Below are 13,566 nucleotides of genomic sequence, written 5' to 3' on the forward strand. Positions count from 1 at the left end.
TAAGAATGCAAGAGATCATCTGCCCGAACTGCGGCAAGGCCTTCACGATCGACGAGGCCGGATACGCCGACATCCTCAAGCAGGTGCGTGACACCGACTTCGAGAGGCAGCTGCACGAGCGGCTCGAGCTCGCCGACCGAGAGAAGCAGCGGGCGATCGAACTTGCCGAGACGAAAGCCGCCGGCGAGCTGCAGAAGGCTGCGGCCGCGAAAGACTCCGAGATTCAGGCGTTGAAGGCCAAGCTCGACGCGGGGGAGAGCGCCAACAAAGTCGCCGTCGAACTGGCGGAGGCGAAGCTTGCCGCCAAGCTCGCAGAGGACGCCGCGAAACTCGAAGCGGAAGTGGCGAAGAAGGCGTCAGAGATCGAGTTGCTGAAGGCGAGCATCCAAAACGGAGAACAGGCGAAGCAGCTTGCCGTCACAGAGGCACTGAGCGCGGTGGAGCGCGAGCGCGACGAGCTGAAGAACGGGCTCGCCATGGCCACCATGGAAAGACAAGTCTCTGAGCAGGCGCTCGAAGAGAAGTACCAGCAGCAGATCAAAGATCGCGACGACGCGATCGAGCGGCTCAAAGACATGAAGGCGCGGCTGTCGACCAAGATGGTCGGCGAGACGCTCGAGCAGCACTGCGAGACCGAGTTCAACCGCATACGCGCCACGGCGTTTCCGAAGGCGTACTTCGAGAAAGACAACGACGCGCGGTCGGGCAGCAAGGGCGACTACATCTTCCGTGATCTTGATGTGGCCGGCACCGAGATTGTGTCGATCATGTTCGAGATGAAGAACGAGACGGACGGGGTTGGGGCGCGGAAGAAGAACGAGGACTTCCTGAAGGAGCTCGACAAAGACCGCGCCGAGAAGGGCTGCGAGTACGCGGTGCTCGTGTCGCTGCTCGAGCCCGAGAGCGAGCTTTACAACAGCGGAATCGTCGACGTCTCGCACCGGTTCCCGAAGATGTATGTGGTGCGTCCGCAGTTCTTCATTCCGATCATCACGGTGCTGAGGAATGCGGCGCTCGGGTCGCTGCAGTACAAGCAGGAGTTGGCGTTGGTGAAGGCGCAGAACGTTGACGTCACCCACTTCGAGGAGCACCTCGAGACCTTCAAGACGGGGTTTGCGCGCAACTACGAGTTGCACACCCGCCAGTTCGGCGAGGCGATCGACGAGATCGACAAGGCCATCGCGCGGATGCAGAAGGTCAAGGAGGCGCTGTTGAGTTCGGAGCGCAATCTGCGGCTCGCGAACGACAAGGCTCAGGATGTGACCATCAAGAAGCTGACGCGGGGGAACCCGACTATGGCGGCGAAGTTCGCTGAGTTGGGCGAGGGCGGCGACGAGCCTCAGTAGAACCGCAACTGGCGCCTTATGGCGTCACGTTCGCGACCACGACGATCGCGATGTTCTGAACGGCGGCCCGGCGGTCAAGCGGAACCCCTGGGTCGTCCTCCCAGAGGTACAGCTCGATCCAGTTGCCGCCGAGCACCAGGTCGACGACGCACCAGGCGTCTGACGGGCCGCAGCGCAGCCACGCTTCGTCGTCCGCGGCGAGGCCGGCGACAGTGATCGGCGTTGAGCCGACGATCGTCTGAGCTTCAGCCCACGCCCACTCGCCCCCGCGCAAGACCTTGAGGGTTCCCACACCCGAGTCGGAGGATTCGAAGGCCCACAAGCAGGACGGCGAACCGTTGATCTCTTCGGCGCCCGCGTGCAGGCTGAATCCGCCACCACCGGTGCTGCGAGAGCCGAGAATGAAGGGGGCGGCGAAGCCAGTGGCCGTCTGCAACGCCGTATTGCTGATGTAGTCGGTGCAGGCATCCGGCACCGCGAGGGTGCCGGCGGGCGGTGTCCACGTGGCCGCACCGGGGCCCGCGCTTGTCACAGCGGCGAGCACGGCGTCACCGAGCGCGACTCCGGCGGTCTCACTCACGGCGCCGGCGATGCTCACGTCGACCCAGCGGTCAGCACCAAGGGCGTCAAAACTGCACGACGTGGCACCAGAGTCGGGGAAGCACGACACTAAGCGAGTGCCCGAGACACCATAGGTCGCGACGAACGCATCCCACTGCGAACCCGGGTCGGGGAGCACGAGAATGCGTGCGCCGACATAGGCCGGGTTTGAGCCGCGCACGCGACTCTGCGGTTCCCCGTTGCTGAACTCGCACACGAGTCCGCCGACACTGCGCACCTTGTACTCTTCGGGCCACGACGGGTGAGCGCCGTACTCGGTCTGGGCGCGGCTCCTCGTCGAGACTGCGCTCGGAAACGTCGTGCTCAGGGGCAGAGACGCAGCCAGATCGTCGCACGTCAGGTCGAGGCGGGGTTCTGGAGCGCTGGCCGGGGCGATCGTCGGGTCCGGAGTGGGGGCTGGCGAGGCTGACGTCGGAGACGCCGACGGGGTCGGCGCCTCAGGCGTGCAAGCGGTGAGGATGAGCAGGGTCGCGCCGACAACGAGGGCCGCGTTTTGCCATGGCCGTGAGTCGAGTGTCATGATCCTCCGGGGGCGTAGGGAATCTCAGGTTGTCACACCAGTTCCTCTTCGCGCTACGCCCGCCACCGCAAGAAACGCCCACCGTGGAGCGACCACCAGGGGGCGTTAGAGTGACTCGTCCAGCAGAAACAGTCGTTTCCCCTCTGTCAGTGGTGCCCGCAACACTGAGCACATGACCACCTCACTCGAGCTGCGCGCGACCGAGCCGGCGCTCGACCTTCGCACGCAGGTCGAGCCCGAAGACTTTCCTTACGTGTACCGCATGGCGGGCTCGCCGACGCAGTCGCTCGGCGGTTGGCAGCAGCTCAGCGACGTTCTGCATCTCATCGCTCTCGACACGGAGTACTGCTTCCTCACCGTTGACCGTACCGACGGCTGCGGGCGCTGGGCGCAGGTGCTGGGGCATCCGCACGAGCTCATCGTTGAAGTCGGTCTGCCCGACGGGCCGATGCGGGTCAGCCGGCTCGACGACTCGCCCGAGCCCTACCGCGTGATCTCCTCCGTGAACACCGTGGTGGATGCCCGCCGAGCCGACCTCTTCACCGCAGCCGAAGCGGTCGTGCTCATTTGGGCCTGGCTCGAAAACGCCGTACTCGGCTTCGACGGGCTCAGCCTGCGCACCCCCGACGACTGGAAGTAGCGCGGGATCCCCCGGCATGACGTCTTCGGTGCCTCCTCCACAGGTCTGACACGCGGGTCACGTCGTACCTGAGCGGGGGAGTCGCGGCTACGAGCCACAGCCGCAGGGCATCCTGCACCGCATGACCGGCGCCTTTCGCACCTACCAGCCCACCGTCACCCGCCCCGTGACCGATGACGACCTGCAGACCCCCGAAGCGCAACTCGCCTATGCGCTCGGGCCCGCGATTCGCTGGCAGCTGTGGCTGTTCTTCCCCGCCAACGACGACGGGTTCGGCGGGCTCGCCATGCCATGCGACGACCTACCGCGGCGTGCGCCCGCCGACGCGGCCGACACGTTGTTCACCGTCATCGACGGGGTCGCGCGGCATGCGGGCGCCACTGAACTCATCGTGGGTCTCGAACGGCGCGGCGGCCCTGATCCCGGCCGCCTCGATCGAGAGTGGATGCTCGCCGCATCCACCGCCGCCGACCGAGCTGGCGTGCTCCTGCGCTCGGTGCTCATCAGCCACACCCGCGGAGTGCGCGAGCATGAGCCTCCCGCCCCGACCCTCAGTGGTGCGGAGATCGAGGCGAGCGAGAGCTTGTGAGTGCCGACTAGTCGTCGAGAACGAACGTGACCTCCATGGTCACCTGGTAGGCGGCCACCTTGCCGCCCTCGATGTGCAGCTTCTGCTCTTTGACCCAGGCTCCGCTGACGTTGCGCAGCGTGCTGTTCGCACGCTCGATGCCAACGTGCACGGCGTCTTCGAAGCTCTTCTCCGAACGGGCGGTGATGGTGGTGATGCGGGCGACGCTAGACATGGGGTTCTCCACTTCGTTGTGCGTGCTGGAACCTCCAGTCAACTCCTGCGAATAGCGCGCGTCTAGGGGGTGTCGGCAACCGGCCGAGGCGTGTAGTGCCGGCCCGATTCGGTCTCGAGCGCCAGGAGCAACGCGCGAACTCGACGTTCAGACTCGGTCAGTCCCTCTTCATACTCCGGCTTGCGCAAGTAGCTTTCCGAGTCGATTGAGTAGGCCGCGAGCACGTCGAGGAAAAGCTCGAGCGTGCGCGCGGCTCGTGGGAGGGCATCCGCAGAAGACCGTTCGACGAGCATCGGAATCACCGTGAGCGAGTCGCCCCAGAGTCCGTCGCTCAGAGGGTCGTCGAAGAGAGTGACCGCGGTCGCCGACGTTGCTGATCGCCCGACAGCGCGCTTCACGTCGTGCATGATCTCGTGGAAGTGGTCGTCGGCCAGCCCGAACCCCACGAAGAGTAGGTGCCTGGTCAACAGGTTGGCCTTCACGATGGCGCTGAGAGCAGAGCGGTCGGAGGCGAACCCGAGGTAGTCGTCGCGGGTGAGCACGATCGAATCGGGATGGGTCGACGACCCGTGCAATTTCAGTAGCCAGCGATCGGGCAAGCTGAGTTGGTCGACGGACAAGCCGGCATCATCGGGCCCGGAGATCACACGGCGCGGGCGGCCCGCTGCTGCACTGGCCTGCTCGAACAGTGTGTCGTAGTTGAGGGTGATCGCCTGCTCGTCTGCGATCGAAGCGAGAAGCGCCGGGGCGAGGCCGTAACGGTCGCGCTCGACGAGCTTGGCCACCAAGGAGCGGAATTCCCCGTCGGCGAACTGCCGTTGCAGGAACGAGGCCTGATCGAGCGGCCCGATGCGACCGTCGAACAGGGCCCCGGTGGTCGCGGCATCGAGCCCGGCACGCTTGCCGAGTTCCTCTAGCAGGCTCGACCAGTTCGGCGCCCCGGCCGACATGCTCACACCAGCGCCCATGAACGGCACCATGCGGTCGGCGAGCGCATGGCGCGCGAGCCGGCGAGCGACTTCCACGAGTCGCGGTTCGAGAGCCGTCCAGCTAGTGCTGCCGGCCTGCCGCCGCCGCTGTTGCGCAAGCGCAGCGTCGGGCTCCTTCGGCAAAACGAGCGCGACATCGACGCGGTGGTGGAGGGCGAACTCGCGCGCTGAGGCGAGAATCCCATCGATGATCGTGGTGCGGATCCATCCGCCGCCACCGCCTCCTGACGCGAACAGGGGCATCGCGACGAGCGGAAGCGCCCGCAGCTGCCCCGATCCCAATGTGCTCTCTCGGTGGGCAGGAATGCGCGTGACGGCTGCCTCAATGAATGCCCCAATGCGCGGGCGCAACTGGTCCACTGAGGTGAAGCCGTTCAGTGGCACCGCGGTGAGCACGCGAAGTGGGCCGTCTGGGTCGGTGAGCGAAGGGTCGAGAACATGCGCGAGCACCTTTTCTTGACGAAATCCATGTAGCTCGGGCAACTCCGCGAGGCGCGAGTGCTCGGGCACGATGCCGTGCCAGTGGGCCTTCACCGACAGCCGCGCGTCGGTCGGCACCATGACCGCGTCACAGGCCAATGCGGTGAGGTCGCCGTGGATGACGAAGACGTGAGGCTGCTCGCTATTCATGGGGGAACTGTACGCATCTTCCCGATCGAACCGGCGAATTCTCTTGCACAAGAACCCGCGATCTCGCTGATGTCGGATGCCCGCAGTACCGTGACGAGAGAAAGAGCGCGAGTCCGCGCTAACCCCGTGCTATACTTTGAGCATAATCGCGACAACTCGATCGTCCGAGACCGAGCACCCGCCCACCCGACCCCCACGGAGGCCGCCATGCACACCACCATCCCCGCACTGCACGTCGGCCACGGCACGCACCAGGCCGGCCTCACGCTCTTCCCGGTCTGGGTCGACGCCCCGCGCATCGGCTCACTCGAGTGGTCGCCGCAAGCGCTGCGCGTCACCGAGCGCGCTGAGGGAGCCGCAGTCGCGACGCTCGACGCGCGCAACACCGCTGATCGCCCGCTCGTCGCGCTCGAAGGTGACCTCGTCGAAGGCGGCTGGCAGAACCGCATGCTCGGCCGCAGTGTGGTGCTCGGCGCCCACGAGCGTCGCGAGCTCGACGCCGTCTGCATCGAGCAGGGGCGCTGGGGCGGAGTCGCCGACCACGGCGCTCGCGGTCGCCGGGCCTCGCTCGTCGTGCGGTTCGGCGACGAACGTGCGCGGCACGGGCTCGACGGCGATCGGCAGTCGGGTGTCTGGAGCCGCATCCAGAGGTTCGAGCAGCACCTGGGCTCCAGCGAGACCAGCTCGTTCACGCGGCACCTCGACCGGCAGAGCATCCGCCCGCCGCGCCTCATCGACGGCCAGCGCGGCGTCATCATTGGCATCGGCGGGCGCATCATGGGCTTCGAGCTGTTCTGCTCGGGCTCGGGCCTGCGGTCGCGCTGGGCGGGAATCGTGCAGGCCGCGGCCGTGGATGCTCGCCTCACCGACCCCGTCGCCACCACTGCGGAACGGGCTCGCACCTTTGCCCGCGCTGTTCAAGGTCGCAGGCTGCACGGGGGTGAGGTCGGCGACCTCGAGGCGCCGGGCCCGCGCTGGTTCGAGCTCACGCGCGGCGACGACCGCGTCGACATGGTCGGCCTCGGCGCACGGCTTGCGGGCGGAGATGATGCGCGCGGCATCCTGCACCTGACCGCCCTCGACCGCACGCACCCGGTGCTGGTCGGCGCGTAAGCCGCACCCGCACCCACTCCACCCAAGCCCGCTCGACCACACCGACCGACAGGAGACCGTATGACCTCTTCTCTTTCCCGCACCGTCTCGACCGACCGCGCCGCTGGGGTGCTTCTCGGCCTCGCAGCCGGCGACGCCCTCGGCGCGGGCTACGAGTTCGGCCCGCCCTTGCCCGATGACGCACCGGTGGGCATGATCGGCGGCGGCACGTTCAACTGGGCACCGGGGGAGTGGACCGACGACACCTCGATGGCCGTACCCATCGCCCAGGCCGCAGCTCGCGGGGCCGACCTGCGTGACGAGGCCGTGCTCGACGAGATCGTCGCCGCGTGGATCACCTGGGCGCGCACCGCCTCCGACGTGGGCATCCAGACGCGCGCGGTGCTCGCCGAGGCCGCCCGCAATGGAGGTACCGCCGCGGCTGCCCGCACCGCCTCGCAAGCGCTGCACGAACGCACCGGACGCAGCGCCGGCAACGGCTCGCTCATGCGCACCGCCCCGGTCGCCCTCGCTTTTCTCGGCGACGAGGCCGGCGCAGCAGAGGCCGCCCTCACGCTCAGCGCCCTCACCCACTGGGACGACGACGCGGGCGACGCGTGCGTCATATGGACCCTCGCGATCCGCCACGCCGTGCTCACCGGCGCGGTGGATGCTCGCATCGGGCTCGCCGCCCTCCCCGCCGACCGGCGCGAGCGCTGGGGCGCCCTGCTCGACGAGGCCGAGAAGCTCGAGCCGCGCGACTTCGACCGCAACGGCTGGGCCGTGCAGGCGTTGCAGGGGGCGTGGTCGAGCATCCACCGTGCGAGGGCCGCGCACTCTGCTGGTGACGCCACCGCCGGCCGCGCGCTGCGCGACGGTGCAGCGCTGGTTGACGGGCTGGAGCGCGCGGTGCGCGGCGGTCGCGACACCGACACGGTCGCGGCCATCGCCGGCGGGCTGCTCGGCGCGACGTTCGGCGCGTCAGCAGTGCCGAGCCACTGGCGACTCGCGTTGCACGGGCACCCGGGTCTGCGGGCGCACGACCTCGTCGAGCTCGCCGCCCTCGCGGCACGCGGTGGCGAACCGGACCCGACCGGGTGGCCGACCACCAAGCGCATGGAATACAAGAGTTACGGGGTGCTGCGAGGCCTGACGCAGCACCCGCGCGACGAGGGCGTGCTGCTGGGTGCGATCCTCGACCTGGACGATGCCCCGGCCGGTGCAGTGGTCTCGCTCTGCCGCATCGGGGTCGAGCAGCGACGGGCTACTGACCATGTCGAGATCTGGCTGATCGACGACGCCGACCCCGAGAAGAACCCGAACCTCGACCTCGTGCTGCGCGACGCGGCCGACGCCGTCGCGGCTTTCCGCGCGCAGGGCAAGACCGTGCTTCTGCACTGCGTGCAGGCGCAGAGCCGCACGCCCTCGGTCGCTGCGCTCTACGCGGCGCTCCACCGCGATGTTCCGATCGAACGCGCGCTGCGGGAGGTCGTCGCAGCGCTTCCCGCGGCGTCGCCGCAACCCTTCTTGCGTGAAGCCGTCACCCGCATCGCGGCAGCCGAGCCGCACGGCAACTGACCGAATGTCACCCCTCGCCCTTACCCTGAGCAGACCCCTGGCCGGAGGAGAACCCCTGTGTACCTGACCACGAACGAGAACGGCGAGCGACTGCTCGTGACCTCGGCGAGCGATCTGACGCGCGCCGCCGAGTGCGAGTTTCGGGTTGCGCGCGATCTCGAGGCCAAGCTGGGGCGGCTCGAACCGATTGCGGACGAGCCGGATGCGATGCTCGCGCGCACCGCGACGATGGGCGACGCGCACGAGGCCGCCATCATCGCCGACTATCGGGCGAAGGCCGCCCACCCCGACGATGTGCTCGAGATCGATCGCGCCGCGAAGGCAGGCCTCGACGCGATCGAGCCCTTCGCTGCGCAGACGCTCGACGCCCTCCAGCGCGGCGCGCCGGTCATCGTGCAGGCCACCTTCGTCGATCGTGAGCACAGCTTCGGCGAGGCGGGCGAGCTGCCGATCGCGTTCGTCGGCTTCGCCGACTTTCTCGTGCGCACACCGGAGGGCGCCTATCGCGTGCTCGACAGCAAACTGGCGCGCCGCGCCAAGGTCACCGCCCTGCTGCAGCTCGCCGCGTATGCAGAGCAGCTTGAGCGGCTCGGCGTCGCGGTCGACCCCGAGGTCGCTCTCATTCTGGGCACCGGTGAGCACAGCATCCACCGCCTCGATGACATCGCGCCCGTGCTCCGTGCCCGCCGCTCCCGCCTGCACCGCCTGCTGCGGGACCGTGCCGCGGCCGAAGGCCCCATCGCGTGGCGCGACCCGAGCGTCACCTACTGCCGCTCGTGCGCGTGGTGCGAGTCAGAGATCGCGGCGCACGACGACGTGAGCCAGGTCGCCGGCCTGACCGGCGCGCAGTGGTCCAAGCTCGGCGCCGCCGGCATCGAAACGCTCGCGCAGCTGGCTACCAGCACAAGCACGGTCAACGGCATCGCCGCGAGTACGCTCGACACGTTGCGCCTGCAGGCGGCGCTGCAGCACGAGGCCGCGGGCGCGACCGCCGGCACCCTGCCGCCCGTGAGGGTGCGCGATGCGGCCCCGCTGCACGCCCTGCCGCCGGCGAGCCCGGGTGACCTGTTTTTCGACTTCGAGGGCGACCCGCTCTACACCGAGCATGACCCGACCGTCTGGGGCCTCGACTATCTGTTCGGCATGGTCGACGTCCATGCCGAGTTCACGCCGTATTGGGCGCACAGTTTCGCCGACGAACGGGATGCTCTCATCGCCTTCCTCGCCGACGTCGAGACCCGTCGGCGCGCGCATCCTGACCTGTACGTCTACCACTACGCCGCCTACGAGCGCACTCACCTGCGGTCGCTGACCGCCCGGCACGGGGTGGGAGAAGACATCGTCGACGAGTGGTTGCGCGGCGGCGTGCTCGTTGATCTCTACCCCGTCGTGACCCGCGCCCTGCGCCTCGGCACCCCGAACTACTCGATCAAGTCGCTCGAGAAGATCTACTGGCCCGAGGCGCGCGCTGGCGCTGACCTCGCCCGCGGCGACGACTCGGTGGCGATGTATGTCGACGCCCGCTCGGCCAGTGAGAACGGCAGGTCTGCCGAGGCCGACGGGCTGCTCGCCACGATCGCCGAGTACAACCGCGTCGACTGCGTCAGCACCCTGCGGCTTGCTGCGTGGCTGCGGGGGCTTGCGGCGGAGCATCCGGCACCCGCGCCGACGCTCGGCGACGACGACGCGGCCGACGATGAAGCGGAGGACGACCCAGGGCCCCGGCTCGATGACTCGCCACTGCGCACCGCGCTACTCGAGCTGGCGGCGAACGCCGACGGCATGCCGTCGACCGAGCCCGACCGCACGCCCGAGCAACGCGCGTATGCCTACGCCGCCGCAGCCATCGACTACCACCGCCGCGAGCACAAGACCTTTTGGTGGGAGCACTTTGACCGCCTCGTCGCTGACCCCCGAGACTGGGCCGACGTGCGTGATGTGTTCATGGTCGATCCGGATGCTCCCCACCAGCAGTCCTCGTGGGGCAAGTCGGGCAAACAGCGGTCGTTGCGTCGCACGCTCACCCTCTACGGCACCTGGGCTGCCGGCTCGCGCCCGACGGTGAGCCCGCGCAGCGGCCCGTTCGCCGTCTACAACCAGCCCGGGCCGATGCCCTCGAACAACCATGACCGCCTCGCACGGTCGACGCGTGCTGTGGCCCTCGAGAAGATCGGCGAAGGGTGGGTGGTCGTCACCGAGACCCTCGCCGACGGCGTCGACGAGTACACCGAACTTCCGATCGCGCTGACCCCCGCGAGCCCGCCCAATCCCGGTCAACAGAAGCCCGCCATCGAAGAGTGGGGCGCGCGGCTCGTCGACGCGGCTGCGACGTCGAGCCCGCCCGAGTGGCCCGCCGAGCCCGTCGGTGACCTGCTGCGGCGCGTGCCGCCTCGCACCCGAAGCGGGGCGACGCTCGCGCAGGTCGCCGACGACTCGCACGGTGAACCCGACCGGGTCAGCGCCGTCGTCGCGAGTTTGCTCGACCTCGACCGTAGTTACCTCGCCGTGCAGGGTCCTCCCGGAACGGGCAAGACCTACCTCGGCTCGCACGTCATCGCCCGACTCGTCAGCAAGCACGGCTGGAAGGTCGGGGTCGTCGCGCAGAGCCACACCACGGTCGAGCACGTGCTCGAGGGCATCGTCGAGGCCGGACTCGACTCGCGCCTCGTCGGCAAGGCTCCCAAGTCGAGCGCCGACCCGGCGGACTACGCCACCGCTCGGTACACCGTGCTCGGCAAGGCCGACGACGTCGCCGCCTTCGCCGCCGGGCGGGCTGCCAGCGGAAACGGCGGCTACGTCATCGGCGGCACCGCCTGGGACTTCGCCAGCCCCAAGCGCGTCGGCCGCCGCTCCCTCGACCTGCTCGTCATCGACGAGGCCGGGCAGTTCTCGCTCGCCGCCACGATCGCCGCGAGCATGGCGGCCAAGAACCTCTTGCTGCTCGGCGACCCGCAGCAGCTGCCCCAGGTGAGCCAGGGCACGCACCCCGAGCCGATCGACGGCAGCGCGCTCGGCTACCTCAGCGCCGGGCACGACGTGCTGCCGGTCGAGCTCGGCTACTTCCTGGCCGAGAGCCGTCGACTGCACCCCGCGTAGGCCGAGCCCGTTTCGCGGCTCAGCTACGAAGGCAAGCTGCACGCGCACCCGAGCAGCTCTCTGCGCGGTCTCGAGGGCGTCGCGCCCGGGCTGCACCCCGTGGCGGTCCAGCACCACGGCAACGCGACCGAGTCGACGGAAGAGGCAGACGAGGTGGTCGCGATCATCCCTCGCCTGATCGGCTCGGCCTGGAACCCGGGGCCGGATGCTGCACCGCGGCCGCTCGCCGACGACGACGTCATCGTCGTCACGCCCTACAACGCGCAGCAGCAGACGATTCGCGAACGGCTCGACGCCGCCGGGCTTCGAGGCACCCGCGTCGGCACCGTCGACAAGTTCCAGGGCCAGGAGGCCGCCGTGGCCATTGTGTCGCTCGCGGCGTCGAGTTCGCGGGAGGCCCCACGCGGCATGGAGTTTCTGCTCAATCGCAACCGGCTCAACGTCGCCATCTCGCGCGCCCAGTGGGCCGCGTACCTCGTGCACTCGCCCGGACTGCTCGACTCGCTGCCGCACTCGCCCCAGGGCGTGGCCGAGCTGAGCGCCTTCATCCGCCTCACCGAACAGGAGCCCCACCATGCCTGACCTCGACTACACCGCCCTGCTGCTCATCATCGACCGCAGCGGCTCGATGGCAGCCATTCGCGACGACATGATCGGGGGGCTGCAGAGCCTCCTCGCCGCGCAAGCCGACCTGCCGGGCACGCTCACGGTCGACATCGTCACCTTCGACGACGAGATCGAGCACCAGGCCGTGTTCGCCGACCCCGCGACCGTGCAGGTGCGCCTCGAACCGCGCGGCACGACCGCCCTCCTGGATGCCCTGGGCGAGTCGCTCGACGGCTTCCGCTCGGCGCTCGAGGTCCTGCCGCCGCACGCGCGCCCGTCGACCGTGCAGGTGGTCGTCGTCACCGACGGGCACGAGAATGCCAGCACGCGCTACACGCGCGACCAGGTCAAGCGTCTCATCGCCGACCTCACCGCCGAATGGAAGTGGGACTTCGTCTACCTCGGCGCCAACCAGGACGCCATCACGGTCGGCGTCGACCTCGGTTTCGATGCCGGCAGCTCCATCACCTACACGACCGACCGCCAGTCGGTCGGGGCCAGCAGCGACGTGCTTAACCGCTACCTGAGCGACGTGCGCGGAGGCGCACGTCGCGCGTTCGCCGCCGAGGAGCGAGACCGCGTTCTCGGCGGTGACGACTCTGACCGCGTCAGCTGAAATCCTGACGCGACATCTCCACGCCCCCCGGCCCCATCAGGCGAATCGTGCGCAACAGCTCGTCCGGGCCCGCACGGTTCTCCGCCCGTTCGAACGTCGTCACCAACCCGCGGAAGGCCCACAGCGCCGAACGCTCATCAGCGAACGCCCGCGCCACGACACCAGCAGGGCCACGATCCAGCTCGATCGCGTGCTGCACGCCCGCAGCCAGGGCGTCCCGTGGAATCCACGCCTCCGGGTCTCGCACGCGACTCGACTGCGTCACCATCCGGTCGGTCGGCACATCGTCACGCCGTGACCGCGACGTGCGGCGAGAGCCGCTCCACACCAACTGAATCTTCTCGGCACGACGCTCCCGCACCTCGGCGTCAGAAGGGCGACGGAACAGTCGAGACGGCTTGCCGACCGCGCCCGACGTGATCTCGCCCGTCGCGACCAACTGCGGTTCCATCATGCGGCGGAACGTGTCGCGCTGGGGCGTCGACGGGTCGACCGCGCTGTGCAACCGCAGCAGATCTCGCAGCGTGAACGATCCGCTCAGCAGACCCCACGGGTCGGGCTGGGTCGCGTAGTCACCGCGAATGCGCTCCACCGCCACAGCCAGGATGCGGCCGTGATCGAAATCGAGCGGGTCGGCGCGGTCGATCGGCGCGATCCGGCTCGACGGAACCGAACCCGCTGGCAGGGCCAGTGCGTGCGCCACCGACAGAACCCAGCCGCGCTCATCGCGGTCAGGCTCGTCGAACACCCTCAGCTGCTGCGGCGCACCACCCACGATGCCGGCCTTCTCCTGCAAGGACCGACGCACCGCGTCCACCAGCGTCTCGCCCTCGTGCAGGAACGTGCCAGGAAGCCGACGGCGGCCGTGCGGCCCATCGACGAGTGCGACGCACAGTTCATCGCCCTCCACCGTGAAGACCGCTGTGTCGACGGCGACCGAAGGCCTCGGGTAGTCAGAGAGAGAGACGGCGGGGGAGTCGAGCGGAGCATCCATGCCCCTATTCTCGCACGTTCGCGCTAATGAGCTGA

General features: G+C 68.8%; 11 protein-coding genes and 1 pseudogene. 8 read left to right on the plus strand and 4 right to left on the minus strand.

What is annotated here, in order from left to right; translation table 11 throughout:
* The first annotated feature begins 5 nt into the window (after positions 1-5).
* Positions 6-1,346, plus strand: a complete 1,341-nt coding sequence (locus RJQ01_RS04485; protein WP_350475527.1) for a DUF2130 domain-containing protein — start codon at positions 6-8, stop codon at positions 1,344-1,346.
* A 16-nt stretch (positions 1,347-1,362) separates the two neighbouring features.
* Here RJQ01_RS04485 and RJQ01_RS04490 read toward each other — a convergent pair whose 3' ends face one another.
* Positions 1,363-2,487 carry a hypothetical protein gene (locus RJQ01_RS04490; protein ID WP_350475528.1) on the minus strand — a complete coding sequence of 375 codons (1,125 nt, stop codon included), beginning with the start codon at positions 2,485-2,487 and terminating at the stop codon, positions 1,363-1,365.
* A 172-nt stretch (positions 2,488-2,659) separates the two neighbouring features.
* Between RJQ01_RS04490 and RJQ01_RS04495 the strand changes: the two genes are divergently transcribed.
* Both RJQ01_RS04495 and RJQ01_RS04500 read left to right on the plus strand, forming a co-directional pair.
* Positions 2,660-3,127, plus strand: coding sequence for a hypothetical protein (locus tag RJQ01_RS04495; protein WP_350475529.1), 468 nt, complete (start codon positions 2,660-2,662; stop codon positions 3,125-3,127).
* Positions 3,128-3,248: 121 nt separating this feature from the next.
* Positions 3,249-3,716, plus strand: coding sequence for a hypothetical protein (locus tag RJQ01_RS04500; protein WP_350475530.1), 468 nt, complete (start codon positions 3,249-3,251; stop codon positions 3,714-3,716).
* Positions 3,717-3,723: 7 nt separating this feature from the next.
* On the opposite strand, the gene RJQ01_RS04505 is transcribed toward RJQ01_RS04500, so the two are convergent.
* Both RJQ01_RS04505 and RJQ01_RS04510 read right to left on the minus strand, forming a co-directional pair.
* Positions 3,724-3,930, minus strand: a complete 207-nt coding sequence (locus tag RJQ01_RS04505; RefSeq protein WP_350475531.1) for a dodecin family protein — start codon at positions 3,928-3,930, stop codon at positions 3,724-3,726.
* A gap of 62 nt (positions 3,931-3,992) precedes the next feature.
* Positions 3,993-5,549 carry an SIR2 family NAD-dependent protein deacylase gene (locus tag RJQ01_RS04510; protein WP_350475532.1) on the minus strand — a complete coding sequence of 519 codons (1,557 nt, stop codon included), beginning with the start codon at positions 5,547-5,549 and terminating at the stop codon, positions 3,993-3,995.
* 207 nt (positions 5,550-5,756) lie between these two features.
* Here RJQ01_RS04510 and RJQ01_RS04515 point away from each other — a divergent pair, with 207 nt between their 5' ends.
* The 5 genes and pseudogenes from RJQ01_RS04515 (at position 5,757) to RJQ01_RS04535 (ending at position 12,537) form a co-directional block, all read left to right on the plus strand.
* Complete coding sequence (locus tag RJQ01_RS04515) at positions 5,757-6,662, plus strand: ARPP-1 family domain-containing protein (RefSeq protein ID WP_350475533.1); 906 nt, start codon at positions 5,757-5,759, stop codon at positions 6,660-6,662.
* Positions 6,663-6,722: 60 nt separating this feature from the next.
* A complete protein-coding gene (locus RJQ01_RS04520; RefSeq protein ID WP_350475534.1) occupies positions 6,723-8,219 on the plus strand; it encodes an ADP-ribosylglycohydrolase family protein in 1,497 nt (498 codons plus the stop codon).
* A 57-nt stretch (positions 8,220-8,276) separates the two neighbouring features.
* Positions 8,277-11,315 (plus strand): TM0106 family RecB-like putative nuclease, encoded by a 3,039-nt coding sequence (locus tag RJQ01_RS04525; protein ID WP_350475535.1) that lies wholly within the window; start codon positions 8,277-8,279, stop codon positions 11,313-11,315.
* A gap of 33 nt (positions 11,316-11,348) precedes the next feature.
* Positions 11,349-11,897: pseudogene (locus RJQ01_RS04530) on the plus strand (AAA domain-containing protein); the annotation flags it as partial.
* Positions 11,890-12,537 (plus strand): vWA domain-containing protein, encoded by a 648-nt coding sequence (locus tag RJQ01_RS04535; protein WP_350475536.1) that lies wholly within the window; start codon positions 11,890-11,892, stop codon positions 12,535-12,537. The pseudogene RJQ01_RS04530 and the gene RJQ01_RS04535, both read left to right, overlap by 8 nt.
* On the opposite strand, the gene RJQ01_RS04540 is transcribed toward RJQ01_RS04535, so the two are convergent.
* Positions 12,530-13,531 carry an NUDIX hydrolase gene (locus RJQ01_RS04540; protein ID WP_350475537.1) on the minus strand — a complete coding sequence of 334 codons (1,002 nt, stop codon included), beginning with the start codon at positions 13,529-13,531 and terminating at the stop codon, positions 12,530-12,532. The two genes, RJQ01_RS04535 and RJQ01_RS04540, sit on opposite strands and share 8 nt — an antisense overlap.
* Positions 13,532-13,566: the final 35 nt, after the last annotated feature.

Origin of the sequence: Microcella sp. (genome assembly GCF_040286215.1) — a bacterium.
GTDB lineage: Bacteria > Actinomycetota > Actinomycetes > Actinomycetales > Microbacteriaceae > Microcella.